Origin of the sequence: Streptomyces sp. NPDC127595, from assembly GCF_042671685.1 — a bacterium.
In the GTDB taxonomy this organism is placed as follows: domain Bacteria; phylum Actinomycetota; class Actinomycetes; order Streptomycetales; family Streptomycetaceae; genus Streptomyces.
In genome coordinates this window covers 1-26,184 of sequence record NZ_JBHXWK010000011.1, presented here as the reverse complement: position 1 = coordinate 26,184, position 26,184 = coordinate 1, and the positions used below count along the sequence as shown (strand labels likewise).

Sequence of the window (26,184 nt, the reverse complement as noted above, 5' to 3'; positions counted from 1 at the left end):
CCCCCGGACCCCCAGCCGACTTCGGTGCTGGCACTCATCGACCGGCCTCCTGCGTGGTGTTGAGAATGTTGACGCCCTTGAAGAGGGCCGACGGGCAGCCGTGCGAGACCGCCGCGACCTGACCCGGCTGGGCCTTGCCGCAGTTGAAGGCACCGCCCAGGACATACGTCTGCGGGCCGCCGACGGCTGCCATCGAGCCCCAGAAGTCGGTGGTCGTCGCCTGGTACGCGACATCGCGCAGCTGGCCCGTGATCCGGCCGTTCTCGATCCTGAAGAACCGCTGCCCGGTGAACTGGAAGTTGTAGCGCTGCATGTCGATGCTCCAGGAGCGGTCACCGACCACGTAGATGCCCCGGTCGACGCTCCCGATCAGGTCCTCGGTGGAGAGCCCGGCGGGATCCGGCTGGAGCGACACGTTCGCCATGCGCTGCACGGGCACATGGCCGGGGGAGTCGGCGTACGCGCACCCGTTGGAGCGCTCGAAGCCGGTGAGCTTCGCGATGCGCCGGTCGAGCTGATAGCCGACGAGCGTCCCGTCCTTCACCAGGTCCCAGGACTGGCCGGCGACACCCTCGTCGTCGTACCCGATGGTCGAGAGTCCGTGCTCGGCGGTCCGGTCGCCGGTGACGTTCATCAGCTCGGAGCCGTACCTCAGCTTGCCCAGCTGGTCGAAGGTGGCGAAGGAGGTCCCGGCGTACGCGGCTTCGTAGCCGAGCGCCCGGTCCAGTTCGGTGGCGTGCCCGATGGACTCATGGATGGTCAGCCACAGGTTGGACGGGTCGACGACCAGGTCGTACAACCCCGCCTGCACGCTCGGGGCGCGCATCTTCTCGGCGAGCAGCTCCGGAATCCGCTCCAGCTCGGACTCCCAGTCCCAGCCGGTGCCCGTCAGGTACTCCCAGCCGCGGCCGACCGGCGGCGCGATGGTCCGCATCGAGTCGAACTCACCGCTGGACTCGTCGACGGCGACGGCGTTGAGCTGCGGGTGCAGCCGTACGCGCTGCTGCGTGGTCACCGTCCCGGCGGTGTCGGCGTAGAACTTGTTCTCGTGCACGGTCAGCAGTGAGGCGTCGACATGGCTGACGCCGTCGGCCGCAAGCAGCCGTGCGCTCCACTCCGCGAGTAGCCCGGCCTTCTCCTCGGCCGGCACGGAGAAGGGATCGATCTCGTACGACGAGATCCACGTCTTCTCCGCGTGCACCGGCTCGTCCGCCAGCTCCACCCGCTCGTCGGACCCGGCCGCCTTGATCACCTGGGCGGAGAGCTTCGCCATCGCCACGGCCTGCGAGGCGACCTTCGCCGCCGCGTCCATCGTCAGATCCACCCCCGACGCGAATCCCCAGGTCCCGCCGTGCACCACCCGCACCGCATACCCGAGGTCCGTGGTGTCCGAGGACCCGGCGGGTTTGGCGTCCCGCAGCCGCCAGGCCGCGCTGCGCACCCGCTCGAACCGGAAGTCGGCATGGTCGGCGCCAAGGGCTCGGGCCCGCGCGAGCGCGGCGTCGGCCAGAGCGCGCAGCGGTAGTGCCGTGAAGGCTTCGTCGATGGAATGAGGCACGGAGGTCTCCCTGCTGTCGTGGCCTGTCGGTCCGATCATGTCGTGCGGGCGGGGTCGGAGGCCACGTCTTTCCGGTGCCTTGCGACACCTTTAGGACGGCCGGGTTGTCCGTCGATGGGCGGTGCACGGGCTTTCGGCGGGCGAGCCGCGGCTTTCTGTAGGGACCCGACAGTGAGTCCCCTATGCGACTGTCGGTGCCCGATTCTCCGCAAGCGGGACGGGACCGATAGGTTTTCGAGTAAGGCGCCTGACGTGTGCAGGGGCTTCGGACCGTTATCGAAAGGGTGATTCGTTGAGCCGCTCGGTTCTCGTCACCGGAGGCAACCGGGGCATCGGCCTCGCCATCGCCCGCGCGTTCGCCGAGGCCGGCGACAAGGTCGCGATCACATACCGTTCCGGCGAGCCACCGGCCGCCCTCACCGATCTCGGCTGCCTCGCGGTGAAGTGCGACATCACCGACTCCGAGCAGGTGGAGCAGGCCTACAAGGAGATCGAGGCCGAGCACGGTCCGGTCGAGGTTCTGGTCGCCAACGCGGGTGTCACCAAGGACCAGCTCCTGATGCGCATGTCGGAGGAGGACTTCACGTCTGTCCTCGACACCAACCTCACGGGCGCCTTCCGCGTGGTGAAGCGGGCCAACCGAGCCATGCTGCGTGCCAAGAAGGGCCGCGTGGTGCTGATTTCGTCGGTCGTGGGGCTGCTCGGCTCCGCGGGCCAGGCGAACTACGCCGCCTCAAAGGCCGGCCTGGTCGGCTTCGCTCGCTCGCTCGCCCGTGAACTCGGCTCGCGGAACATCACTTTCAACGTCGTCGCGCCCGGTTTCGTCGACACCGACATGACCAAGGTGCTCACCGACGAGCAGCGCGCGGGCATCGTCAAGCAGGTGCCGCTGGGCCGCTACGCGCAGCCCGAGGAGATCGCCGCCGCGGTGCGGTTCCTCGCCTCGGACGACGCCTCGTACATCACTGGAGCCGTCATTCCCGTAGACGGCGGATTGGGCATGGGTCACTGATCACCATGAGCGGAATTCTCGAGGGCAAGCGCATCCTGATCACGGGTGTGCTGACGGAGTCCTCCATCGCCTTCCACGCCGCCAAGCTGGCCCAGGAGCAGGGCGCGGAGATCATCCTGACCGCGTTCCCGCGGCCCACGTTGACCGAGCGCATCGCCAGGAAGCTTCCCAAGCCCACCAAGGTCATCGAGCTCGATGTCACCAACAACGAGCACCTCGCAGGCCTGGCCGACATCGTCGGAGAGGAACTCGGCAGCCTCGACGGCGTCGTGCACTCCATCGGCTTCGCGCCGCAGGACGCCCTGGGCGGCAACTTCCTCAACACCCCGTTCGAGTCCGTGGCCACCGCCATGCACGTCTCGGCGTACTCCCTGAAGTCGCTGACCACGGCCTGCCTGCCGCTGATGCAGAACGGCGGCTCCGTCGTCGGCCTCACCTTCGACGCGCAGTACGCCTGGCCGCAGTACGACTGGATGGGCCCGGCCAAGGCCGCCCTGGAGGCCACCAGCCGCTACCTCGCCCGCGACCTGGGCAAGCAGAACATCCGCTGCAACCTCATCTCCGCGGGCCCGCTCGGCTCGATGGCCGCCAAGTCCATTCCCGGCTTCACCGAGCTGGCCTCCGTGTGGGACAACCGCTCCCCGCTGGAGTGGGACCTCAAGGACCCGGAGCCGGCCGGCAAGGGCATCGTCGCGCTGCTGAGCGACTGGTTCCCGAAGACCACCGGCGAGATTATCCACGTGGACGGCGGTCTGCACGCCATCGGTGCGTGATTTCCCGTACGTCGCCGACGCCCCGTTTCCCGCAGTCCGCGGGGAGCGGGGCGTCACCCGTTAGGCCTATTTGACGGGCATCCGGGACGGCACACCGCGCACGCTGGGAGGACGCACCGCCCCGCAGCCGTACGGCCGAGGAGGTCCCCTTGTGCGCCTGTCCCGCCGTTTCGCCCCGGTGTTCGCCGCTGTCGCTCTCGTGACGGCTCTGCCGTCCGACGCCGTGCCCCACGCGCGCGTGGGCTCCGAGAATCCGCCCGTGCAACAGCCGTTCGGCGCCGAGTGCCGCACCACGGTCACCGGCTCGCATGCCGTCGCGTACTGCCACAACCCCTACGTGGACACCGATCGCGTACGCCTGCACATCGAGTGCGACCGCTGGTGGGACATCGACAGCGACGGCGCCCCCGTCGGCGCGGGGCCGGCGGAGACCGTACGGCTGACCGGCCGGTGCTGGAAGGAGATCAGGTCGGCCTGGGTCAGCCACCAGAAGTGACCGCAGGGGCCTACTGGTTGAGCCGCCCCGGACGGCACAGGAACGGATAGCTCGCGGCCTCCGTGGCGGCCGCCTCCGCGTCGCCCGTACGGATCGCGTCCACCAGCCGGGCGTGGTCCATGTACGTCTCCGGCGTCAGCTCCTTGCCGACGTCCTCGCGCAGCCAGTCGCGCAGTACTTCGCCCAGGTCCGCGTACATCGCCGTCATGACATCGTTGTGGGAGGCCGCCACCACCGCCAGATGGAAGGTCGCGTCGGCGGTCACGAAGGCCTCCGCGTCGCCCGACTCCCAGGCCTCCTCACGGCGTACGAGCAGGCCGTCCAGCTGTTTGAGATCGCGCTCGGTGCGCCGCTCGGCGGCCAGCTTCGCGGCGCTCGACTCCAGCGTGGCGCGCAGCTCGGCGATGTGCCGGGGATCGGCGTCCGCGAAGCGGCGGTGCATCACGCCCGCCAGCTCGCTGGTCGCCACCACATAGGTGCCCGAGCCCTGCCGGATGTCGAGCAGGCCGTTGTGCGCGAGCGCGCGGACGGCCTCGCGGACCGTGTTGCGGGCGACGCCGAGCTGCTCGACGAGCTCGGGCTCGGTCGGGATACGGGAGCCCACCGGCCACTCGCCCGAGGTGATCTGGTTCCGCAGCTCGGCGATGACCTGCTCGGACAGTGCCGAACGGCGAGGGTGGCTCAGCGGCATGACGGTCCTTCGAACGGGGCCGGAGGCTCCGGAGACTAACGCAAGGGGATTGGACAGCCAATCATCCCATGATTCTATGATGGGCGACATGGTGAGCGAGGAGACCCGGACGATGCAGGCCACACCCATACGCAGCTCCGCAGGCACCGGGACGGAGACCGAGAGCGAAACGCCCGCCACGCGCGCGTGGATGACGCGTCTGGTGGTCGTCGCGATCGTCCTCACGGCCCTCAACCTGCGGCCCGCGATCACGAGCCTCGGCGCCCTCCTGGAAGAGGTGCGCGACGGACTCGGCATGAGCGGCAGCGTCGCCGGGCTGCTCACCTCCGTGCCGCCGCTCTGTTTCGCGGCCTTCGGGGTGATGGCACCGCGGCTCGCCCGCCGTTTCGGGCCCGGCGCCGTCGTCTGCGCGGGCATGGTGGCCATCGCGACAGGCCTGGCGGTCCGGCCGTACGCCGGGAACACGGCCGGTTTCCTGGCCGGCACCGCACTCGCGCTCATGGGCATCGCCGTCAGCAATGTGCTGATGCCGGTGATCGTGAAGAGCTGGTTCCCTGAGCGGGTCGGCTCGATGACCGGCCTGTACTCCATGGCCCTCGCACTCGGTACGGCGGCCGCGGCGGCGGTGACCGTTCCCATGACCGATGCCCTGGGCGGCAGTTGGCGGTCCGGGCTCGTGGTGTGGGCGGGGCTGGCGGTGGTGGCCGTACTGCCGTGGATACCGCTCGCAGGCGTACGGGGGGCCGGCGTCAGCGGCCGGCAGGGGACCTCCGTGCCTGGTGCGCGGAGGTCTTCGAGGGCCGGTGTTTCCCGCCCGGTCACGGACGTGCCCGATGGGCTGCGGATCACCCGGAGCCGTACCGCCTGGGCGCTCGCCGTGTTCTTCGGGCTTCAGGCCACCGCCGCCTACATCACGATGGGATGGATGGCACAGATCTTCCGCGACGCGGGAGTCTCCGCCGGCACCGCGGGTCTGCTCCTCGCCGTCACGATGGTGATGGGCGTGCCGCTGGCCTTCGTCATACCGCGCCTTGCCACCCGCCTGCCCCACCAGGGGCCCATCGTGGTCGCGCTCGGCGTCTGCGGCCTCGCCGGGTACGCGGGCCTCTACCTCGCCCCCGCGGGCGGCGCCTGGGCCTGGGCCCTGCTGCTCGGCGTCTCCAACTGCGCCTTCCCGCTGGCCCTCACGATGGTCGGCATGCGGGCCAGGACCGGTGCGGGCGTGGCCAAGCTGTCGGCCTTCGCACAGAGCGCCGGCTATCTGATCTCCATTCCCGGACCGCTCCTCGTGGGCGTGCTCTACCAGCACAGCGGCGGCTGGGGGCTGCCCCTCGCTCTCATGGCCGGGCTGATGATCCCGCAGATCGCGGTGGGCATCCTCGCGGGCCGTGACCGCACGGTGGAGGACGAGGCCGCGCGCCGAACCTGGTGATGAGGGATCCGAATGTGCCCTGGAGGGATCCGAATGTGCCCAGGAGAGCCCGATCCCGTTCGTGCCGATCCCGTTCGTGGGGTGGTGACCCCACCCGCGATGGGGCGGGCGAAGGGTGCGAGACTGGCCGTATGCCAGTGCTCGATCCGAACCCCCAGAACGGCCAGAAGAAGATGCTGCTCATCTTCGGCACGTTCCTCGCCATCACCGTGATCATCGGCATCATCGCGACGATCGCCTCACCCTGACCGCCGCGCCGTCACATGTCCGGCCGCCTCTCCGCGGGGCACGCCCGGTGTCCGTGGTGGTGCTAGCCCCCCCATCCCCTAGGGGGTGAGTGTCAGGGTCAAGTGGGTGGATCACCGGATGGGTTGAGGGCTCCGGATTCCGTAACTTCGAACTGTGGCCGCGAGGACGCGGCCACAGACCACTCGAAGACCACGGAGGCGGCATGTCGGCCCCTACGCACCCCCGGCTCCACCCGGCGACCAAGGGCCGCATCGACATCCGGCTGCCCTGGTGGGCCCTCGCGCTGCCGATGCTCGCCTTCGTCGCCCTGCTGCTCCTGATACTCAATCCGGCGGACGCGCACGCGGCGGGCGGCAGCCCCGCGATCACGGATGTCTTCGAGCGCGTCCAGCAGACGGTGCTGAACCAAGCACCGTGATCTGCCGGGCCACCAGCAGCCTGGACGCGCCCCGCCACCAAGCCCGTAACCGCCCTGCCCCAGGCGTCGTCAACCGCCCCGCGCCTTCGCCCCAGGAGCCCCGGTCACCCCTCCTGGGGTAGCGAGTCAACTCCCTGCGCCCCATGGCGTGTTTCATGCGAAGCTGGGACACATGAGCGTCGCAGAACCCCGCAGGATTGTCCTCTTCCGGCATGCGAAAGCCGACTGGCCACAGGTGTCCGACCACGAGCGGCCGCTCGCCGACCGGGGCCGCAAGGACGCAGCCGTCGCCGGACGCAAGCTGGCCGACACCGGCATCCCCTTCGATCTGGCCCTCTGCTCCACCTCGGCCCGGACCCGCGAGACCTGGAAGCTCGCCGTCCATGAGCTCCCGCACCGGCCGAAAACGGTCTATGAGGAGCGGCTCTACGAAGCCTCGCCGGGCGAGCTGATCGCCGTACTGAACGAAACCCCCGAAGACGCGCAGGACGTGGTCCTGATCGGCCACAACCCAGGAGTGCAGGGCCTCGCCGACATCCTGGCCGGACAGGCCGAGGGCGACACCCGTACCCGGATGAACGACAGAGGATTCCCCGCCGCCGCCTTCGCGGTGCTCTCCTTCGACGGCTCCTGGAAGTCCCTGGAGCCCGGAGTGGCCACGCTGATCGACTACTGGGCGCCGAGCGACTGACCGGACCCGGCCAAGAGACGGACAGAGGGGCCCGGCACCATCACGGTGCCGGGCCCCCGTCACGAGCAGCCTGACCTCAGCAGCTCAGCAGCTCAGCAGCTCAGCAGCTCAGCAGCTCAGCAGGTCTTGGGATCAGTGGTCGTCCCGGTGCATGTCCGCCGCCTCGACCTCTTCGCGTGTGACACCCAGCAGATACAGAACGGTGTCCAGGAAGGGGAAGTTCACCGCGGTGTGCGCGGCCTCGCGCACGACCGGCTTGGCGTTGAACGCGACGCCGAGGCCGGCCGCGTTGAGCATGTCGAGGTCATTGGCGCCGTCGCCGATCGCCACCGTCTGGGCGAGCGGCACACCCGCCTCGGCGGCGAACCGGCGCAGCAGCCGCGCTTTGCCCGCGCGGTCCACGATCTCGCCGGTGACCCTGCCGGTCAGCTTCCCGTCGGCGATCTCCAGGGTGTTGGCCTGCGCGAAGTCCAGCCCGAGCCGCTCCTTGAGATCATCGGTGACCTGGGTGAACCCGCCGGAGACGACGCCGACTTGGTAGCCGAGCCGCTTCAGGGTGCGGATCAGCGTGCGCGCGCCCGGCGTCAGCCGCACCTCCTCGCGCACCTTGCTCACCACCGAGGCGTCCAGCCCCTTCAGGAGCGCCACGCGCGCGTGCAGCGACTGCTCGAAGTCCAGCTCGCCGCGCATCGCGGCCGCCGTCACCTCGGCGACCTCCTTCTCGCACCCGGCGTGCGCGGCGAAGAGCTCGATCACCTCGTCCTGGATGAGCGTCGAGTCCACATCCATGACGATCAGCCGCTGGGCCCTGCGGTGCAGCCCGGCCGCGACCACCGCGACATCGACGCCGAGCCCGGCGGCCTCGGGTGCCAGCGCGGTGCGCAGCGCCTCGGTCTCCGTACCGGACACGGCGAACTCGACCGCTGTCACGGGGTACTTGGCAAGCCGGAAGATCCGGTCGATGTTGCCGCCGGCCTTCGTGATCCGCGCGGCGATCGCGGCCGTCGACTCGGCCGTGAGGGGGTGCCCGAGCACGGTGACGAGCGAGCGCCCCAGTCCGCGCGGCCGGTTGTCACCGAGCCCGGAGATGATCTCCGCCTGCATCTTCACCGACTCCGCCCAGCTGTGGACGGTCGACCGCAGATCACCTTCGAGCCCGCCCGGCGGCTCGGTCACGAGTGCGCACAGCACCATCCGGCCACGGGTGACGACCTGCTCGATGTCGACCACGTCGACGGAGTAGGCGGCGAGGGTGTCGAAGAGCCCGGCTGTGATGCCCGGCCGGTCCTTGCCGAAGATCTTGACGAGAAGAGTGGGGACGTCAGAGGTCTGCGATGCGCTCATGGTGGTATCCACCGTATCGGGCACCCTGTGCCTTCCGCCCCCGAGGTCCGCTCTGCGGACGGGAAACACTGGGTGTCCGGTTCGTGGCGCGGGCATGTCCCGGCGGCGATCAGCCCACAGCGGTCGAGTCCACTGTGCAGTCAGTCCCGGCGCCGTGAGCTCCCAGGTGGCGGCGGCCCCTCCTCGGGCGGGGGCGGCGGAGGAGGCGTACTCCGCGACTGTGACCGCCGCTTCGACGGCGCGGGTGGCGGTGTGTACGGCCCGATCACCGTCGGTGCGCCGTAGACATCGGGCGGCCGCGCCCGCTCGGCAGGCCGGTTGTCCTCGGGCCGGTGGTCGTCGGGCCGGCTGTCCTCGGGCTCCCGCAGTTCGTCGGGCAGGCGCAGATACGGATTGGTGTCGGGGTTCGGCGCCCGGTGCGGCGTACTCGGGCTGTACGGGCCCGACTGCGCGGGGAGCTCCGCGGACTCCTGAGCAGCCGGAGCGGTGACGCCGGCCCGTGCCAGCGGCGCCGCCCGGTGTCCCGCGGCCCCGCTCGCGTACGCCAGCAGCGCCCCCGCCGCTCCCGCGCCCGCACCCCACAGGGCGCCGAGGAGCAGCGCCATGCCCGGTTGCCCCTGCAACTCGATCCCCGCGCCGAACGCGTCGAAGCCGAGCACCGACAGCGAGGCGTCCACGGACACCTCCGTCAGCCACCCCAGCAGCGGCAGTGCCAGTGCCGTCACGATCCCGAGCCGAAGAGCGCAGCGCCCCGCGAAGCCGAGAGCACCCTGTCCCCGTACGTCTGTCCCACCCGCTCCTCCGGCGAGGGCGGCATCCCGGGCCCGTACAAATGGCGTACGCGCGGCGGCCAGCACCCCGGCGAACAGCATCGTCATGGCGGCCGCGACCCCCAACAGCCAGACGCGACCGTCGAGTTCGGCGAGTCGGCTCAGCGTGACCGGCTGGTCGGAGCTGATGCTGAGCAGCTCGTCCACGGGGTCCGGCAGCAGCTTGGCGAGTTCGCCCGTGGCCTGGCCGTCCACGGGCACGAGGAGACCGACGGGGATACCGAGCCAGACGCCGTTGGGTGCGCCGAGCAGGGCCGCGCCCGTGATGCGCTTGGGGTTGTCGTCGCCGATCGCCGCGTAGGCAGCCGCCGCGAACCCCGCGAGGACCGCCACCAGCAACACCGTGACCAGCGCGGACACGGCCGGTCGCACCACCCGGTGCACGGCGTCCCAGCCGCGCGGCAGCGGCGTACGACGGGAGGCGAGCAGTGCGATCACCAGGATCCCGGCGGCCCAGGCGGCGCCGCCGAGCAGTGTCGGCACGGTGTCGACGGTGAATCCCACGGCAGCCTGTGCGTCCACGAGGTCGCCGATCTGGTCGGGAAGGAGCCCGCCGATGTCCCCGATGTCCCCGAGCCCGCCGGGGAGTTGGTCCGTGATGCCGCCGAGGCCGTCGGCGCCCGGCACCTGGTCGAGACCGAGTTCGCTGCCGTCGATGGTGATGATGTCGTGGCCGGCCCAGGCGAGCCCGCCCAGCATTGCCACGAAGAGGACGATCACCGAGCCCGTGCGCGCGAGGAGTTCGGACGGCGCGATCACAACTCCCGCTCCGCGCAAGGACCGTAAGAAGAACCACGACAGCAGGAGCGCGCCCACGAGGCCCACCCCGAGTGGCGTGATCTGTATGGCCGTGGTGGCCTCCGCTCCTTTCAGGCCGAAGGCCGACACATCACCGGACGGCGTGACCGAACCACCCGCCCCGAGTGCCACAACCGCCGCGGTCATCGGCCCCAGAGAGCCCGCCGCGTCCGCGCCGAGCAGATGCAGACCCAGCGCGGCCGTGCCCGCCATGCCGATCAGTGCCCAGCTCACAGCGGCGACCGCTGACAGCAGCACGTCTCCCCACGGCACCCCCCTGCCGTGCTCAGTGCTCTCGATGTTCCTCATCAGCCCCCCGATCCGCGCCGCGGCGAGCCACCGCGCATGTCCCCCTCGCGTGGGATTACCACTCTCCGGGCCGGTTTCAACCCCGTCAACGGAAACGGGCAACCCGCCCGTACTCACCCTTCACAAGGCCCGACTTTCGGTCAGGGGGCTCCAACTGAAATAGTTCCCCAGGATGTTCGACATCCCTAAACTCCCTGTGATGGGGCAACTTCGGGGGACAACTCAGTGGGGCATGGAGTGCCAGAACTCGTACTGGAATTGAATGGAAGGACCTGGACGCTCGACGCGTCCAGGCCATACACCCTCGGACGTGATCCGCAGGGGGACATCGTGCTCGACGACGCCAGGGTGTCCTGGCGGCACGGCACGATCAGCTGGGACGGCCGCAGCTGGGTCATCGAGGACCACGGCAGCACCAACGGCACGTTCGTGCAGGGCCAGCGGATCCACCAGATGGAGATCGGCCCCGGCTCGGCCGTGCACCTCGGCAACGCGACCGACGGGCCGCGGCTGAACCTGTCCGGCGCCGCGGCCGCCGTCGCGCAGCCGCGCCAGCAGCCGTTCGCCGCGCAGGGCGCGAACCCCGGGTGGGCGCAGCCGCCGCAGCAACAGGCACCGGAGCAGAGCTGGCAGCGGCCGCAACAGGCCGCGAACATCCCGCCGCAGCAGGGCGGTGGCGGCGCGGGGGCGCCACCGGTCTACGGCGACCGCAGCCCGACCACGTTCCACCAGTTCTCGCTCGGCCGCGTGATGCGTATCGGCCGTGCCCTGGAGAACGAGCTGGTCGTCTCGGACCTCCAGGTCTCGCGCAACCACGCCGAGTTCCACGCGACGCCCGACGGCCGCTTCGAGATCCGCGACCTCGGCTCGCACAACGGCACGTACGTCAACGGTATGCCGATCGCCAAGGGCGGCACGGCGCTGCTCGGCCCGAACGACATCGTCGGCGTCGGCCACTCGACGTTCCGCCTCGTCGGCGACCGCCTCGAGGAGTTCGTCGACACCGGTGAGGTCTCCTTCTCGGCCCGCCACCTGACGGTGACGGTCGACGGCGGCAAGCAGATCCTGAAGGACGTCTCCTTCGGCGTACCGGAGAAGTCGCTCGTCGCGGTCATCGGCCCCTCGGGCTCCGGCAAGTCGACGCTCCTGAAGGCGCTCACGGGCTACCGCCCCGCCAACGAGGGCGATGTCCTCTACGACAACCGAAACCTGTACAAGCAGTTCGCCGAGCTGCGCCAGCGCATCGGTCTGGTCCCGCAGGACGACATCCTGCACAAGGAACTGACCGTCAAGAAGGCCCTCAAGTACGCGGCCAAGCTCCGCTTCCCCGCCGACACCACGGGGCAGGAGCGCAACGCCCGTATAGACGAGGTGCTGCGCGAGCTGAAGCTGGACATCCACAAGGAGAAGAAGGTCACCTCCCTCTCCGGTGGCCAGCGCAAGCGTGTCTCGGTGGCCCTGGAACTGCTCACCAAGCCGTCGCTGATCTTCCTGGACGAGCCGACCTCCGGCCTCGACCCGGGCATGGACCGCGACGTCATGCAGCTCCTGCGCGGCCTCGCCGACGACGGCCGTACGGTCCTCGTCGTCACGCACTCCGTGGCCGAACTCGCCATCTGCGACAAGCTCCTGGTGATGGCGCCGGGCGGCGCGGTCGCCTACTTCGGTCCGCCCGAGGAGGCCCTCAACTTCTTCGGCTACGAGACCTGGGCCGACGTCTTCTCCTCCTTCGAGAACTACCGCGACTACGACTGGGCGGGCCGCTGGAAGGGCTCGCAGCACTACCAGATGTACGCCGCGGACATCGACGCCGTCGCCGCGCAGTCGGTGCACATGCCGCCGCCGCAGGCGATGCGGCCGCCGAAGCCGCAGGGCTGGCTGTCCCAGCTCTCCACGCTGATCAGACGTTATGTATCGGTGATCGCGTCCGACAAGGGCTTCCTGGCGCTCACGGTGATCCTGCCGCTGGTCCTCGGCTCGGTCAGCATCCTCATCGACCAGGGCGACGACCTGCTGCCCCGCTTCAACAAGTCCGGCGTGAACCAGGGCAACGCCACCGCCCAGACGGTCCTGCTGATCCTCGCGGTCGGCGCGTGCTTCGCCGGCGCGGCCAACTCCGTCCGAGAGCTCATCAAGGAACGGGTGATCTACGAGCGGGAGCGCGCGACGGGCCTGTCCCGCTCGGCGTACCTGATGTCCAAGGTGATCGTGCTCGGGGTGATCACCATCCTTCAGGGCGGTCTGGTCGGAGCCATCGGCTTCGCCACCCGTGAGGTCCCGAAGGAGGGTCTGTTCCTCGGCAGCATGACGAAGCTGGAACTGACCATCCCGATCATGGCGCTGGGCTTCGCCTCGATGATGTTCGGCCTGGTCATCTCCTCGCTGGTGAAGACGGCCGAGAAGACCATGCCGCTGCTCGTCATGTTCGCGATCGTCCAGGTCGTGTTCACGGGCTGCCTGTTCGCCCTGAACGGCGCGATCGGCGTCAACCAGTTCTCGTACCTGATGCCCTCGCGCTGGGCGGTGGCCGCGGCGGGCGCCACGCTGGACTTCAATGTGCTCAGCCCGAACAAGGACGACCCGACCAGCACGGACCCGCTGTGGGACCACACCATGACCGCGTGGACCCTCGACATGGTCGCCCTCATCGCGCTCGCCGCGGTCTGCGGCTTCCTCGTGGCCCGCTTCCTGCGCCGCCACGAGCCCGAGGTCATGCGCAAGTAAGCGTGCGGGCACGACGGAAGGGCGGCACCCCGGCGAGGGGTGCCGCCCTTCGGCGTACCGGTCGGAGCTCCGCGCCCGGACTGCTCAGTACGCGCTGTTGACGTTGTCGATCGAGCCGTACTTGTCGGCCGCGTAGTTGGCGGCGGCCGTGATGTTGGCGACCGGGTCGTACTGGCTCCAGGCCGTTCCGGCGACGTGGTAGGCGTCGAAGGTCGGCTTGATGACCTGCAGCAGACCGATCGACGGGGTGCCGTTCTGGGCGTTGACGTCCCAGCCGTTGATGGCGTTCGGGTTGCCCGTCGACTCCCGCATGATGTTGCGGTACAGACCGTTGTACGTACCGGGTATGCCGTTCTTCGCCATGATGTCGAGGGACTGGCGGATCCAGCCGTCGAGGTTGTTGGCGTACGTCTTCACGGCGACGGTCTCGATCTGCGGGCGCGCGGCGGAGCGGCTCGCGGCCTGCTCCTTCGTGCGTGCGTCCGCGGCCTTCTTCTTGGCGGCGGCGTCGGCGGCAGCCTTCTTCTTGGCCGCGGCGTCTGCGGCCTTCTTCTTGACGGCGTCGGCGGCCGCCTTCGTCTTCGCGGCGATGTCCTGCGTCTTCAGGTCGGTGCCGGCCAGCTGGTCGGTGACGCTGGCCTTCACGTCCTTGATCTGCTGGTCGCTGTAGGCGACCTTGGCCGAGGAGACGGCGGCGTCGCTCGTGGTGGTCCCGGCGTTGCCCGGCACCAGCGAGAACGCGAGGGCGGCGGCACCCAGGGTCGCGACACCGGCGATCGACAGCTTGTGGGCCTTGGTCAGCTTGGGACTATGACCAGGAGTGGTGGTGTTCTTGGGCATGACTGATGGACCTCTTCGAATAGCGCGGAGGTCGCTCCCGGTCCGGGTGGGGACAGAGTGTTTCCGGAACAAACGCCGCGGGGCGGAACCCGCGGCGCTGAGCGACGGAGGCCATTCTTAGCGGCCGCAAAAACCTGTGGCAAAGGTGTGACGTACGAAGCCCGATAGTGGACCGTGGAAGGGCAAAACGGGACAGACTGTCACGCCTGTCCCGCTCACGTAGGTCCCCTTTATCTCCTATGCCCCTTCGTACGTGATGTGCGCCCTATGCGCGGGGTCACACCGGCCACCCGCCGGTCTCACCAGCAGTTGCTGGAGCAATGCCCTGAGTGAGGGTTCTCGTCCGGAAGGATGAGGTGCACGTCCCCGAACTCGTGCCAGAGGTAGAGCCCGCTCAGCGCGGCGTCGTAGCTGCGGTCCACGGCAGCCCTCCCCGCGATCGCCTCCAGCATCAGCAGATGGGAGGCCTCCGGCTCGTGCAGCCCCGTCAGCAGCCCGTCGACGACCCGCACGCCCCGCTCCGGGGTCACCACGAGGTCCGTCCAGCCCTTCCGCGCCCGGACCACCCCCTCGGCGTCCGCCGCCGACTCGACGGCGCGTACGGCCGTCGTACCGACCGCGACGACCCGGCCGTCCCCCGCCTTCGCCGCGTTGATCAGCCGGGCGGACGCCGGCGGCACCTCGTATCTCTCCGGATACGGCGGCTCGTGCGCCTCGGCCGACGCGACCCCGGTGTGCAGCGTGATCGGCGCGAACTGCACGCCCCGGCTCACCAGCTCCGCCACCAGACGCGGGGTGAAGGGCCGTGCGGCACTCGGCATCTCCGCGCTGCCCGCGCCGTCACCGGACGGCAGGGCGAACACCGTCTGGTAGACGGACAGCGGCTGGTCCCTCTCCGTATAGGAGTAGCGAATAGGCCGCCCGTGCCGCCGCAGCAGCCCGAGGACGTCCGCGTCGGACACCCGCCCCCACCACAGCCGCGCACTGCGCGCTGTCAGCGGCTCCTCCAGTACGAGGCGTACGCCCCCCGGGAGGCGCACCTCCGTTCCTGCCGGCCCGCCCGCACGCGCACGCGTGGTGCCCCTTCCGTCAGGATCCCGCAGCTCGACGGCCCACCGTCCGTCATCACCGCGCGTGGAGAAATGCACCACCACGCGCGCGTGCCCGATGCTCCCGTCGACGGCCGCGGCCAGCGTCGCGGAGGTGTTGACGACAAGCAGGTCTCCGGCCCGCAGCTGCCCCGGCAGGTCCACGAACTCGTGGTGCGAGACCTCGGTGCCCCGCGAGACGAGCAGCCGCACCGCGTCCCGGTCCAGCCCCGGCCCCCGCTGCTCGGCCGGCACCCGTGCCGAGAGAACCTCCGTCGTGGTCGTCATCGCGTCTCCAGCAGAGCGGGCGCACCGTAACGACCACTGACCGGCCGCTGGTCAAGGAGCCGCAGAAAGGCCGGAACCACACTGGCCGGCGCCGGCCGTGGATCCTCGTCGTCCGGTACGGCCGCCGCGTAAAGGTCCGTGCCCATGTCGCCGGGGTCGACCGCCCAGACCCGCAGCCCGGGCTCCTCCTCGGCGAGCACAGCCGACAGATGGTCGAGCGCGGCCTTCGACGCCCCGTACCCGCCCCACGTCTCGTACGCCTCGGAGGCCGCGTCCGAGCTGATGTCGATGACCGAGCCCGCCCGCGCGGCCCGCAGCAGCGGCAGCGCCTCCTGGATCAGGCCCAGCGCGGCGACCACGTTGACCTCCAGAGCCAGCCGCAGGCCGTCCAGGGGCAGCCCCTCCAGACGTACGAGCGGTTCGGCGCCCAGCGCGCTCGCGTTGTTCACCAGGAGGTCGACGCCCCCGAGCTTTCGGGCGGCCGCCACCAGATCGGCGCGGTGTCCGGCATCCGTGACATCCCCGGGCAGCGCCTCCACCCGCGTCCCGTACGCGGACAGCGCCACCGCCGTCTCCTCCAGCACCCCCGCCGTCCTGGCGTCCAGCACCAGATCCCAGCCGCGTTCGGCCAGGGCCGCGCCGAGCGCCCGCCCCAGCCCCTTCGAAGCCCCCGTGATGATCGCTACCGGCATGTCACACACGTCCCCTCGTCCTCGACCGCCTTCCTTCGGCGGTGACCTCAACGTAGGAACCGGACCGCCCCGGCCGCGTCGTACAGGGGTCGCGAAGATCAGGGGCCCTTTGCCCTAGGCCCACAGGACCAGGCCTCGGCGGCCACAGGTCGGATACGGGTTGTCACACCCCGCGGGTACGTTGTGGTCATGAGCCAAGGCCCCCGGTCCGGTCTGTACGCGGTGAGTTCCGCGCTGCTGGCCATGAGCAGGCACCTCGAGGTGCGTGACGTCCTCAAGACGATCGTCGCCTCGGCCCGCGAACTGCTGGACGCCCAGTACGCGGCGCTCGGTGTCCCGGACGACCACGGAGGCTTCGCCCAGTTCGTCGTCGACGGCATCAGCGACGCCCAGTGGAGGGCCATCGGCCCGCTCCCGCGCCAGCACGGCATCCTCGCCGCGATGCTCCAGGAGGCCCGCCCCGAGCGCCTCGCCGATGTCCGCAAGGACCCGCGCTTCGAGGGCTGGCCCGGCGCCCACCCCGACATGTCCGACTTCCTCGGGCTGCCGATCCGCGACGGGGACGAGGTCATCGGCGCCCTGTTCCTCGCGAACAAGAACTGCCCGAAGCCTCAAGGCAGTTGCGGCTTCACAGAGGACGACGAAGAACTCCTCACGATCCTCGCCCAGCATGCGGCGATCGCCCTGACGAACGCCCGCCTCTACGAGCGCAGCCGCGAACTCACCATCGCCGAGGAGCGCTCCCGGCTCGCCCACGAACTCCACGACGCCGTCAGCCAGAAGCTCTTCTCCCTGCGTCTCACCGCACAGGCCGCGGCGGCCCTCGTCGACCGCGACCCCGCGCGGGCCAAGGGCGAACTTCAGCAGGTGGCCGCGCTCGCCGCGGAGGCGGCCGACGAACTGCGCGCCGCCGTCGTCGAGCTGCGCCCGGCCGCCCTGGACGAGGACGGACTGGTCGACACCCTGCGCACGCACATCCAGGTCCTGGACCGTGCCCACTCTGCGCACGTGACCTTCAGCAGCTGCGGTGTACGAGCACTGCCCGCCTCCCAGGAGGAGGCCGTGCTGCGCGTCGCCCAGGAAGCCCTGCACAACGCGCTGCGCCACTCCGGCGCGGCACAGGTGGACGTCACCCTCGAGCGGGACGGACAGGGCGCCGTCCTGCGCGTCACCGACGACGGCAGCGGCTTCGAGCCGGCCGCCATACGCAGTGCCGGACGCCACCTGGGCCTGGTGTCCATGCGGGACCGGTCGAGCGGGGTCGGCGGCACGCTCACCGTGAAATCGGCGCCCGGCAAGGGCACCACGATCGAGATGGAGGTTCCTGGTGGCTGACGCGATCAAGGTGCTGCTCGTCGACGACCACCAAGTGGTCCGCCGGGGCCTGCGCACCTTCCTGGAGATCCAGGACGACATCGAGGTGGTGGGAGAGGCGTCCGACGGCGCCGAAGGAGTCGCCCGCGCCGAGGAGTTGAAGCCCGACGTCGTCCTCATGGACGTCAGGATGCCGGGCATGGACGGCATCGACGCGCTGCGCAAGCTCCGCGAACTCACCAACCCCGCGCGCGTGTTGATCGTCACCAGCTTCACCGAGAAGCGCACGGTCGTCCCGGCCCTGCGCGCGGGCGCCGCCGGGTATGTGTACAAGGACGTCGACCCCGACGCGCTCGCCGGCGCCATCCGCTCCGTGCACGCGGGCCACATCCTGCTCCAGCCCGAGGTGGCGGGTGTCCTGCTGTCCCAGGAGGAGGTCAACTCGGGCCAGGGAAGAGGAGGTTCGCTGACCGAGCGGGAGCGTGAGGTGCTCGGCCTGATCGCGGACGGCCGCTCCAACCGCGAGATCGCCCGCGCGCTCGTCCTCTCCGAGAAGACCGTCAAGACACACGTCTCGAACATCCTGATGAAACTCGACCTCGCCGACCGCACCCAGGCCGCGCTGTGGGCCGTACGCAACGGCGCGGCCGGGTGACCGGCAATTCGGAGGGTTCCGTTCCGGGCTGAGATTCATACCGTCGTGTGTATGTCCCCCGGATGGCGCAACCCCTGTGGATCTCGGGCGTTCTCCATTGCGTGCTGCGGGACTTGCCGCAGTGATCGCTAGGAGGGCTTAGAAGTGAAGAACCTGAAGAAGGCCGCAGCTGTCACGATGGTGGCGGGTGGCCTCGTTGCCGCCGGTGCCGGTTTCGCCTCCGCCACGGACGGTGGCTCGCACGCGGACGGCAAGGCCGTGGGCTCGCCGGGCGTCATCTCGGGCAACGCCATCCAGGCCCCGATCCACATCCCCGTGAACGCGGTAGGCAACAGCGTGAACGTCATCGGCGTTCTCAACCCGGCCTTCGGCAACCTCGGCGTCAACCACTGAGGTCCGTACCGGACAGATCATGACCACCGGCCTCCCGGGTGCCCCCCGGGAGGCCGGTCAGGTTGTCCGCTCGTCGGCCCAATGGACCGAATGGGCCGTTCAGTGAAGTCCCCCGTGCCATAAGGGGTGTTCCAGGCGTTGCTCAGCGTACGACCCGCGGCCGGGTCGGATCCGCAAACGCAGGAGGAACGCTTCTCATGAACATCGCCAAGAAGGCCGCCGTGGCCCTCACCGTCGCCGGTATCGCCGCTGGTGCCTCCGCCGGTGCCGCTGTCGCCGACGCGGGTGCCGAGGCCGCGGCCGTGAAGTCCCCGGGCGTCGGCTCGGGCAACGCCGTCCAGCTCCCCATCCACGTCCCCGTCAACGTCGTCGGCAACACGGCCAACCTGATCGGCCTGCTGAACCCGGCGTTCGGCAACACGGGCGTGAACGACTGACGTCCGCCCCAATCAAGAAAAGCCCCGCGCCCGAAAACGGCACGCGGGGCTCTTCTCTTTGGTGGCTGCCCCAGCTGTGGGCATGCGTGCCGCCAGGGGCGGCACGGGTGGGCACAGCGGCACCCCGTAAGCGCCGGGCCGCGCGACCTACCCCGACCTCAGCCCCGACGTGGGGCAACGGGAAACCGGCGCTCACGGCATCCCCGCTCAGCGAACCCCCCGCTCCCGCTCCTCCACAAACGCGTTGTACGCAGCCACCTGCGCCCGTCGCCCCGTCCGCTCCACCGGCCGCAACGCTTCCGCCCGAGCCGCCATCTCCGACGCACTCACCGCCCCGCCATGCCCGTTCTCCTGCGCGACGGAAATCAGCAGCCCCACCCGCTGGGCAAGCTCCAACACCCTTACCGCACGCGGTGGATACCCCGGAGCCAGCACCTCCCGCCCCCGCTCCGCCCGAGCCCGGTACGCCTCGATCGCCGCCTCGGCAACCGGCCCCGACCCCGCCACATCCAGCCGCGACAACAACTCCGTGGCGTCACGCAACGCCTCCGCCAGCTCCCGCTCGGCCTCCCCGAGGGACGGCACATCGGCCGGCGGCGCCTCCCGTACGGGGAGGCAGTGCCAGACGACCTCGACGTGCACATCGCCGTCGGGCCCGGCCTCGTACACCTCGGGGACCAGCCCGAGCGCCACCCCGTGGCAGACGACGGCCTCCTCGGCGTCGAGGGCGCGCGCGTTGAAGTCCGGCGGTCCGCTGAGCCCGAGCGGGTGCCCCGGCGCGGGCAGCGCGACCCGCAGCCCGGTCGCCCCGAGCGCGCGCAGCCGGCCGAGAGCGAGCGTGAGACCGACGGGCCCCACCTCGCCCGGCAGCCCCTCGACCCGGTGCACCGCGTCCTCCCCGACGATGGCGAGGACCGCGTCATCCGGCGAAACAAGTCCGGCCAAAAGGGCGTTTCCCCATGCGGCCAGTCGTCCTGAGCGTGGTTCCGAGAGCATGCCTCCACCCTAAGGACCGGCCGATGGAATGGAGCGGCCGACCGGTGGCGTAGGTTTTGCCTGGGGGCTGCGTCCACAGACGTAAGCGACGGCCGAGACTGCAATGGGAGACAACGCGCTCATGAGCGATGTACTGGAGCTGGAGGACGTATCCGTGGTCCGCGAGGGCCGGGCTCTGGTGGACCAGGTCTCCTGGTCGGTCAAGGAAGGCGAGCGCTGGGTCATCCTCGGCCCGAACGGCGCCGGAAAAACGACCCTCCTGAACCTCGCCTCCAGCTACCTCTTCCCCAGCCAGGGCACCGCCACCATCCTCGGCGAGACCCTCGGCAAGGTCGACGTCTTCGAGCTGCGCCCGCGCATCGGCGTGGCCGGTATCGCCATGGCCGAGAAGCTCCCCAAGCGCCAGACCGTCCTGCAGACCGTGCTCACGGCCGCGTACGGCATGACCGCCGGCTGGCACGAGGACTACGAGGACATCGACGAGCAGCGCGCCCGCGCCTTCCTCGACCGCCTCGGCATGAGCGACTACCTGGACCGCAGGTTCGGCACGCTCTCCGAGGGCGAGCGCAAGCGCACCCTCATCGCCCGCGCCCTGATGACCGACCCCGAGCTGCTGCTCCTGGACGAGCCCGCCGCGGGCCTCGACCTCGGCGGCCGCGAGGACCTCGTACGCCGCCTCGGCCGCCTCGCCCGCGACCCGATCGCCCCCTCCATGATCATGGTCACCCACCATGTCGAGGAGATCGCCCCCGGCTTCACCCACGTCCTGATGATCCGTCAGGGCAAGGTGCTCGCCGCGGGCCCCCTGGAGCTCGAACTCACCTCGCGCAACCTCTCCCTCTGCTTCGGCCTCCCGCTCGTCGTCGAGCAGGTCGGCGAGCGCTGGACCGCGCAGGGCCTGCCCATGTCCTGACCGCGCAAACCCCAAAAGCCCCCGGTAAGAAGCCTGTTCCAACCTGATCGGCGCCCTGTCCGCGACAGGACCCGCGGACCTACCATGACCATGTGGACGACATCAACGCATGGGTGTGGTGGCTGATCGCCGCCGCCGGGCTCGGCATTCCGCTCGTCGTGACCGCGATGCCCGAGTTCGGGATGTTCGCGGTGGGCGCCGTCGCCGGCTCCGTCACGGCCGGCCTCGGAGGCGGTGTCGTACTCCAAGTCGTCGTCTTCGTCGCCGTATCGGTCGCGCTGCTCGCCGTCGTACGCCCCATCGCGGCCCGGCACCGCGCACAGCAGCCCCAACTCGCCACAGGGATCGAGGCGTTGAAGGGCAAGCAGGCGGTGGTCCTCGAGCGGGTCGACGGCTCGGGCGGCGGCCGGATCAAGCTCGCCGGGGAGATCTGGTCGGCCCGCTCCCTCGACTCCGGAGTGGCCTACGAGGTGGGCCAGGAGGTGGACGTCGTCGATATCGAGGGCGCCACGGCGATCGTCATGTGACCTCGCACGACGCAAGTGAACCGAACGCCCCACAGCACAGACAACTGTCTGTCACACTCGTCCAGCAAGATCTTCAACAACCATAAGATCTTCAGGAATTACCGAGCGGAGAAGGGTACGGGGAGCAACGATGGAACCGATCATCATCGTCCTGATCATTCTGGTGGTGTTGGTCTTCATCGCCCTGATCAAGACCATCCAGGTGATCCCACAGGCAAGCGCAGCCATCGTCGAGCGCTTCGGCCGCTACACGCGCACGCTGAACGCCGGACTGAACATCGTCGTCCCGTTCATCGACTCCATCCGCAACCGCATCGACCTGCGTGAACAGGTCGTACCGTTCCCGCCGCAGCCGGTGATCACCCAGGACAACCTGGTCGTCAACATCGACACCGTCATCTACTACCAGGTGACCGACGCCCGCGCCGCGACGTACGAGGTCGCCAGTTACATCCAGGCGATCGAGCAGCTCACCGTCACCACCCTGCGCAACATCATCGGTGGCATGGACCTGGAGCGGACCCTCACCTCCCGCGAGGAGATCAACGCGGCCCTGCGCGGCGTCCTCGACGAGGCAACCGGCAAGTGGGGCATCCGCGTCAACCGCGTCGAGCTCAAGGCGATCGAGCCGCCGACCTCCATCCAGGACTCGATGGAGAAGCAGATGCGCGCGGACCGCGACAAGCGCGCCGCGATCCTCACCGCCGAAGGTATCCGGCAGTCCGCGATCCTCACCGCCGAAGGTGAGAAGCAGTCCGCGATCCTGCGCGCCGAAGGTGAGGCCAAGGCCGCCGCCCTGCGCGCCGAGGGCGAGGCCCAGGCCATCCGTACGGTCTTCGAGTCCATCCACGCCGGAGACGCCGACCAGAAGCTCCTCGCCTACCAGTACCTCCAGATGCTCCCGAAGATCGCCGAGGGCGACGCCAACAAGCTCTGGATCGTGCCGAGCGAGATCGGCGACGCCCTCAAGGGACTCAGCGGCGCCATGGGCAACTTCGGCCCGATGGGCGGCAATTCCGGCGGCAATTCGGGCGGCGGAGGCACCGAGCGCCGCGAGAAGCCGTCCGTCACCGACTGACGAGCACGCGTATACGTGACTGGGGCCCGCCTTCCGGAGAAGGCGGGCCCCAGTCACGTACGACCAACTACGCGGCCGGCTGCACCAGCCACTGCGGCAGCGCGTCGAAGTCGTCCCGGCCGAGCGCCAGCAGCATCGCGTCCGCAGGCGTCGGCTCGAACGGCTGCCGCAGCAGCGGCATACCCGCCTGGTCCGGCGTACGGGCCGCCTTGCGGTGATTGTCCTCCGCGCACGAGGCAACCGTGTTCAGCCAGGAGTCCTGACCGCCCTGCGCCCTCGGCACCACGTGGTCCACGGTCGTCGCCCGCCTGCCGCAGTACGCGCACCTGTGCCGGTCGCGGATCAGCACACCGCGCCTCGACCACGGGGCTTGTCTTCGGAACGGCACCCGGACATAGCGGCAGAGCCTGATCACCCGCGGCACGGGTATGTCGAGCGCGGCTCCGCGCATACGCAGTTCGGGGTGGGCCTGCTCCACGACAGCCTTGTCCTGCAGCACCAGGACGACGGCTCGGTTCAACGTCACCGTCGACAGTGGCTCAAAGCTCGCATTCAGCACCAGCGTGTCCCGCATCCAGCCCACCTCCTCTGCGCACAAGCCCACTCCCCGGCGGGCTTGGATCAACTCTGGCCGGGCGCGCCGGGATGGACAACGCAATAAAAATGCCCGCCTCTGATCACTTCCAAGACCAGAGGCGGGCAAACGTTCCGTGAACCCTCAGCTGTCAGCACCTGCCGCGTACTCGGCGATCAGCTGGGCTCGTGCCAGGGTGTGGAACCGCAGATTGAAGCCCACCACCGCGGGCGACGCATCCGCGTCGGGACCGAGCTTCTCCTGATCGACGGCGTACACCGTGAAGACGTACCGGTGCGCCGGGTCCCCGGGCGGCGGTGCGGCGCCACCGAAGTCCCTGGACCCGTAGTCGTTGCGCACCTGGACAGCGCTCTCGGGCAGCCCTTCGAACTTGCCGGTGCCCGCACCCGTCGGCAGCTCGGTGACCGAGGCCGGAATGTCGAAGACGGACCAATGCCAGAACCCGCTGCCCGTAGGGGCGTCCGGGTCGTAACAGGTCACGGCGAAGCTCTTGGTCTCCGGCGGGAAGCCCTCCCAGCGCAGCTGCGGCGAGGTGTTCCCCGCCGCATAGACCTGAGCGTCCTTGAGCGTCGCACCCTGCTCGACATCATCGCTCGCGACCGTGAAGGACGGCACGGGCGGATGGAAGTCGTGGGGGAGCGGCGGCCGCTTGAGCTCGGTCACCTCGGTACCTCCTGATCGGTGGTGACGGTTCCCGGCCGAGCCTAGAACCAGCTGCGCTTGCTGCCGACCTCCGACAGCCACTGGTTCAGGTACGCGGCCCAGTCCGTGCCCTGATAGTCGTGCAGCCCTACCTGGAAGGAACGGAACGAGTCGCTGCCCTCACTGAAGAGGCCCGGCTTCTTGTCCATCTCCAGGATGACGTCCATCTCGCGGTCGTCCGCGACGAAGCTCAGCTCCACCTGGTTCAGCCCGCGGTACTGCGACGGCGGGAAGAACTCGATCTCCTGGTAGAAGGGCAGCTTCTGCCGCGTACCCCGAATGTGACCGCGCTCCAGGTCCGCGTTCTTGAAACGGAAGCCCAGCTGGATGAACGCGTTCAGAAGCGCCTGCTGCGCCGGCAGCGGGTGCACGCTGATCGGGTCCAGGTCGCTGGAGTCGATGGCGCGCGCGATCTGCAGCTCCGTCGTCACCCCGATGTTCATCCCCCGCAGCGGCTGACCGTCGATCGTCGTGATCGGCGTCTCCCACGGGATCTCGAGGCCGAACGGAACCGCGTGCACACCATTGGCCTGCAGCTCGAAGGCCCCACCGAGCCGCAGCTTGGTGAACTCGACGTCCTGCTTGTACTCCTGGTCCTGGCCCTCGACCTCGACCTTGGCCTGCAGACCGACCGACAGGCCCTCGATCGCCTGGTTCACGGACCCGCCCTGGATCCGCACCTCCCCCTGGACGACGCCGCCCGGAACCGTGTTGATCTCGGTCAGCACCGTCTCGACCGAAGCCCCGCCGGCCCCCAGGCTCGCAAGCAGCCGCTTGAACCCCATGTCACTTCCTCCCCAGGCAACGCCTGATTCTGTTCTGTGTCTGCCGTCTGTCCGGATTCCTTGATCCGTACAAACGCAATCCGACCGTCGCCGGTTCCGCGCCCTCACCCTTCCAAGGGAGACGCCCCCTGACCACCCCGCCGACACGCACCCGTCTGGACTACGCTCGGATGCCATGATCACGGCCCCTGACCGTACGCCACAGGTGTACGTCTACTTCACCTACGGCACGTCAGGGTGGTGGGCATGAAAGTCATGGATCTTGCTCACCCCGCTGAAGAGGTCGCCCCCAAGCTGCTCGGTGCCATCCTCACCCACGAGACGCCCGAGGGAACCGTGAGCATCGCGATCACGGAGACCGAGGCGTACTCCGGTTCGGACGACCCCGCCTCCCACGCGTACCGAGGCAGGACACCCCGAAACGCCGTCATGTTCGGACGTGCGGGACACCTGTACGTCTACCGGTCTCACGGACTCCACTGGTGCGCCAACGTCGTCACCGGGGCAGACGGCGTCGCCACAGCCGTCCTCATCCGGGCAGGCAGGGTCATCGAAGGGGAAGACCTGGCCCGCGAGCGCCGAGGGAACAAGGTCGAGGGTCCACGTCTCGCGCGGGGTCCGGGGAACCTCTGCCAAGCGCTCGGCATCACCGCAGAGCACAACGGCACAGACCTGCTGACAGGCGCTTCGGTCGCGCTGTCCGGGGGCGAGCCGGTACCCGCCGCACTCATCCGGGCCGGTCCCCGGGTAGGCGTGAGCAAAGCTCATGACTGGCAGCACCGCTTCTACCTCGCCGGTGATCCAACGGTCTCGGCGTACCGACTGAGCCCGAGAGCCAAGCCGTCTGCCGGAGCATGAGTGGGGGATGCCCCCTTGGCTGCCTGCTGTCCCTCACGGCGCAGGCGGCGAGGTCACCGAGGGCGCCGAACTCACTCGCAAACGTCGACTCTCGGCCCGAAATGACAAGGAACTGGCCAAAGGGGCCACCCGCCTGGCCACGGCCCTCGACGTGGCCCGCAGCCTCGACGGCACCGACCCTGTGCCCCGAGGGCGACCCGCTGCCCCTTCTCACGGGCGCTCCTATCCACTCCGACCAGGTACGCAGCGGTGCCCGCAGGGGCGTGGCCGGTGACGGGAGCGTTCGCCCATGGCGCTTTGGATCGCCAACGACCCGACGGCGAGCCCCTATCGGGCCCATGGCCCCAGGCGCCCCCGAACTTGACTCGCCCCTGGGGGGTACGTAGTGTAGCCCGAGCCGCTTGAACCGGTTACGGCGTTCAGCCAGCAGCCGAGAGCGGCCAACCCACTACCTACGACTCCCCTCGACGGGGTCCAATTCGGCGTGCCTGCATGCCGTAATTCGAACTCGCGGAACTCGATTATGAGTTGCGGAGGGAGTCGGCTAACGTAGTGAATGTCGAAAAGCCGCGAAGCGAAAGCATCGAATGGCTTTAGGCAAATCCCGCTGACTGGGAATCAGGCCCGAAAGGATCTGATAGAGTCGGAATCGCAAGACCGAAGGGAAACGCCCGGAGGAAAGCCTGAGAGAGTCTCTC

Annotated in this window: 27 protein-coding genes and 1 pseudogene; 17 read left to right on the top strand and 11 right to left on the bottom strand. The window is 69.5% G+C overall.

The window, feature by feature from the left end; all coding sequences use genetic code 11:
• Positions 1–34: 34 nt before the first annotated feature.
• Positions 35–1,597, bottom strand: a complete 1,563-nt coding sequence (locus ACFVKT_RS30160) for a TldD/PmbA family protein (RefSeq protein ID WP_385737390.1) — start codon at positions 1,595–1,597, stop codon at positions 35–37.
• Between the two features lie 253 nt (positions 1,598–1,850).
• Here ACFVKT_RS30160 and fabG point away from each other — a divergent pair, with 253 nt between their 5' ends.
• The 3 genes from fabG to ACFVKT_RS30145 all read left to right on the top strand — a co-directional run bounded on the left by fabG (position 1,851) and on the right by ACFVKT_RS30145 (position 3,839).
• A complete protein-coding gene (fabG, locus tag ACFVKT_RS30155) occupies positions 1,851–2,570 on the top strand; it encodes a 3-oxoacyl-[acyl-carrier-protein] reductase (RefSeq protein WP_385737388.1) in 720 nt (239 codons plus the stop codon).
• Between the two features lie 5 nt (positions 2,571–2,575).
• A complete protein-coding gene (gene fabI, locus ACFVKT_RS30150) occupies positions 2,576–3,343 on the top strand; it encodes an enoyl-ACP reductase FabI (RefSeq protein ID WP_385737386.1) in 768 nt (255 codons plus the stop codon).
• A 151-nt stretch (positions 3,344–3,494) separates the two neighbouring features.
• Complete coding sequence (locus ACFVKT_RS30145) at positions 3,495–3,839, top strand: hypothetical protein (RefSeq protein WP_385737384.1); 345 nt, start codon at positions 3,495–3,497, stop codon at positions 3,837–3,839.
• A 10-nt stretch (positions 3,840–3,849) separates the two neighbouring features.
• Here the strand turns inward: ACFVKT_RS30145 and ACFVKT_RS30140 are convergent, their stop codons facing one another.
• Complete coding sequence (locus ACFVKT_RS30140; protein WP_385737382.1) at positions 3,850–4,530, bottom strand: FadR/GntR family transcriptional regulator; 681 nt, start codon at positions 4,528–4,530, stop codon at positions 3,850–3,852.
• An 88-nt stretch (positions 4,531–4,618) separates the two neighbouring features.
• Here ACFVKT_RS30140 and ACFVKT_RS30135 point away from each other — a divergent pair, with 88 nt between their 5' ends.
• The 4 genes from ACFVKT_RS30135 to ACFVKT_RS30120 all read left to right on the top strand — a co-directional run bounded on the left by ACFVKT_RS30135 (position 4,619) and on the right by ACFVKT_RS30120 (position 7,320).
• Positions 4,619–5,962: a CynX/NimT family MFS transporter gene (locus tag ACFVKT_RS30135; protein WP_385737381.1), complete on the top strand. Its 1,344-nt coding sequence runs from the start codon at positions 4,619–4,621 to the stop codon at positions 5,960–5,962.
• Between the two features lie 131 nt (positions 5,963–6,093).
• Positions 6,094–6,210 (top strand): SGM_5486 family transporter-associated protein, encoded by a 117-nt coding sequence (locus tag ACFVKT_RS30130; RefSeq protein WP_384385033.1) that lies wholly within the window; start codon positions 6,094–6,096, stop codon positions 6,208–6,210.
• Positions 6,211–6,413: 203 nt separating this feature from the next.
• Positions 6,414–6,629, top strand: a complete 216-nt coding sequence (locus ACFVKT_RS30125; RefSeq protein WP_385737379.1) for a hypothetical protein — start codon at positions 6,414–6,416, stop codon at positions 6,627–6,629.
• A 172-nt stretch (positions 6,630–6,801) separates the two neighbouring features.
• Positions 6,802–7,320, top strand: coding sequence for a SixA phosphatase family protein (locus tag ACFVKT_RS30120; RefSeq protein WP_385737377.1), 519 nt, complete (start codon positions 6,802–6,804; stop codon positions 7,318–7,320).
• A 132-nt stretch (positions 7,321–7,452) separates the two neighbouring features.
• Here the strand turns inward: ACFVKT_RS30120 and serB are convergent, their stop codons facing one another.
• Both serB and ACFVKT_RS30110 read right to left on the bottom strand, forming a co-directional pair.
• Positions 7,453–8,664, bottom strand: coding sequence for a phosphoserine phosphatase SerB (gene serB, locus ACFVKT_RS30115; protein ID WP_385737375.1), 1,212 nt, complete (start codon positions 8,662–8,664; stop codon positions 7,453–7,455).
• A gap of 140 nt (positions 8,665–8,804) precedes the next feature.
• Positions 8,805–10,601, bottom strand: coding sequence for a streptophobe family protein (locus tag ACFVKT_RS30110; RefSeq protein WP_385737374.1), 1,797 nt, complete (start codon positions 10,599–10,601; stop codon positions 8,805–8,807).
• A 237-nt stretch (positions 10,602–10,838) separates the two neighbouring features.
• Here ACFVKT_RS30110 and ACFVKT_RS30105 point away from each other — a divergent pair, with 237 nt between their 5' ends.
• Positions 10,839–13,325: an FHA domain-containing protein gene (locus tag ACFVKT_RS30105; RefSeq protein ID WP_385737372.1), complete on the top strand. Its 2,487-nt coding sequence runs from the start codon at positions 10,839–10,841 to the stop codon at positions 13,323–13,325.
• Positions 13,326–13,409: 84 nt separating this feature from the next.
• Here ACFVKT_RS30105 and ACFVKT_RS30100 read toward each other — a convergent pair whose 3' ends face one another.
• The 3 genes from ACFVKT_RS30100 to ACFVKT_RS30090 form a co-directional block, all read right to left on the bottom strand.
• Complete coding sequence (locus ACFVKT_RS30100) at positions 13,410–14,165, bottom strand: transglycosylase SLT domain-containing protein (protein ID WP_385737370.1); 756 nt, start codon at positions 14,163–14,165, stop codon at positions 13,410–13,412.
• A gap of 299 nt (positions 14,166–14,464) precedes the next feature.
• Complete coding sequence (locus ACFVKT_RS30095; protein ID WP_385737368.1) at positions 14,465–15,541, bottom strand: S-adenosylmethionine:tRNA ribosyltransferase-isomerase; 1,077 nt, start codon at positions 15,539–15,541, stop codon at positions 14,465–14,467.
• Positions 15,538–16,233, bottom strand: coding sequence for an SDR family NAD(P)-dependent oxidoreductase (locus ACFVKT_RS30090; protein ID WP_385737366.1), 696 nt, complete (start codon positions 16,231–16,233; stop codon positions 15,538–15,540). Before ACFVKT_RS30090 ends, ACFVKT_RS30095 begins: the two co-directional genes overlap by 4 nt.
• 189 nt (positions 16,234–16,422) lie before the next feature.
• Here ACFVKT_RS30090 and ACFVKT_RS30085 point away from each other — a divergent pair, with 189 nt between their 5' ends.
• From ACFVKT_RS30085 to ACFVKT_RS30070, 4 genes are all read left to right on the top strand, one after another.
• Positions 16,423–17,568: a GAF domain-containing sensor histidine kinase gene (locus tag ACFVKT_RS30085; protein WP_385737364.1), complete on the top strand. Its 1,146-nt coding sequence runs from the start codon at positions 16,423–16,425 to the stop codon at positions 17,566–17,568.
• Positions 17,561–18,202 carry a response regulator gene (locus tag ACFVKT_RS30080; protein ID WP_385737362.1) on the top strand — a complete coding sequence of 214 codons (642 nt, stop codon included), beginning with the start codon at positions 17,561–17,563 and terminating at the stop codon, positions 18,200–18,202. Before ACFVKT_RS30085 ends, ACFVKT_RS30080 begins: the two co-directional genes overlap by 8 nt.
• Before the next feature lie 144 nt (positions 18,203–18,346).
• Entirely contained in the window at positions 18,347–18,595 is a 249-nt protein-coding gene (gene chpE, locus ACFVKT_RS30075) for a chaplin ChpE (protein ID WP_385737360.1), read from the top strand.
• 197 nt (positions 18,596–18,792) lie between these two features.
• The gene (locus ACFVKT_RS30070) at positions 18,793–19,032 is read left to right on the top strand and encodes a chaplin (RefSeq protein ID WP_385737358.1); all 240 of its coding nucleotides are present in this window, start codon (positions 18,793–18,795) and stop codon (positions 19,030–19,032) included.
• Positions 19,033–19,239: 207 nt separating this feature from the next.
• Here ACFVKT_RS30070 and ACFVKT_RS30065 read toward each other — a convergent pair whose 3' ends face one another.
• Positions 19,240–20,028, bottom strand: coding sequence for a hypothetical protein (locus tag ACFVKT_RS30065; RefSeq protein ID WP_385737357.1), 789 nt, complete (start codon positions 20,026–20,028; stop codon positions 19,240–19,242).
• A 121-nt stretch (positions 20,029–20,149) separates the two neighbouring features.
• Here ACFVKT_RS30065 and ACFVKT_RS30060 point away from each other — a divergent pair, with 121 nt between their 5' ends.
• The 3 genes from ACFVKT_RS30060 (at position 20,150) to ACFVKT_RS30050 (ending at position 22,546) form a co-directional block, all read left to right on the top strand.
• The gene (locus ACFVKT_RS30060; RefSeq protein WP_362086294.1) at positions 20,150–20,941 is read left to right on the top strand and encodes an ABC transporter ATP-binding protein; all 792 of its coding nucleotides are present in this window, start codon (positions 20,150–20,152) and stop codon (positions 20,939–20,941) included.
• Positions 20,942–21,033: 92 nt separating this feature from the next.
• Entirely contained in the window at positions 21,034–21,468 is a 435-nt protein-coding gene (locus tag ACFVKT_RS30055; protein ID WP_385737355.1) for an NfeD family protein, read from the top strand.
• Between the two features lie 130 nt (positions 21,469–21,598).
• Positions 21,599–22,546: an SPFH domain-containing protein gene (locus tag ACFVKT_RS30050; protein ID WP_385737353.1), complete on the top strand. Its 948-nt coding sequence runs from the start codon at positions 21,599–21,601 to the stop codon at positions 22,544–22,546.
• Positions 22,547–22,613: 67 nt separating this feature from the next.
• Here ACFVKT_RS30050 and ACFVKT_RS30045 read toward each other — a convergent pair whose 3' ends face one another.
• From ACFVKT_RS30045 to ACFVKT_RS30035, 3 genes are all read right to left on the bottom strand, one after another.
• Complete coding sequence (locus tag ACFVKT_RS30045) at positions 22,614–23,120, bottom strand: HNH endonuclease (RefSeq protein WP_266825462.1); 507 nt, start codon at positions 23,118–23,120, stop codon at positions 22,614–22,616.
• 144 nt (positions 23,121–23,264) lie between these two features.
• On the bottom strand, positions 23,265–23,804 hold the full coding sequence (locus ACFVKT_RS30040) for a YbhB/YbcL family Raf kinase inhibitor-like protein (RefSeq protein WP_385737351.1): 540 nt from the start codon (positions 23,802–23,804) through the stop codon (positions 23,265–23,267).
• Positions 23,805–23,845: 41 nt separating this feature from the next.
• Positions 23,846–24,628 (bottom strand): sporulation protein, encoded by a 783-nt coding sequence (locus ACFVKT_RS30035; protein WP_384393312.1) that lies wholly within the window; start codon positions 24,626–24,628, stop codon positions 23,846–23,848.
• A gap of 246 nt (positions 24,629–24,874) precedes the next feature.
• Between ACFVKT_RS30035 and ACFVKT_RS30030 the strand changes: the two genes are divergently transcribed.
• The gene (locus ACFVKT_RS30030) at positions 24,875–25,486 is read left to right on the top strand and encodes a DNA-3-methyladenine glycosylase (protein ID WP_385737349.1); all 612 of its coding nucleotides are present in this window, start codon (positions 24,875–24,877) and stop codon (positions 25,484–25,486) included.
• A gap of 46 nt (positions 25,487–25,532) precedes the next feature.
• A pseudogene (locus tag ACFVKT_RS30025) lies at positions 25,533–25,850 on the top strand (DNA-3-methyladenine glycosylase); the annotation flags it as partial.
• Positions 25,851–26,184 lie beyond the last annotated feature (334 nt).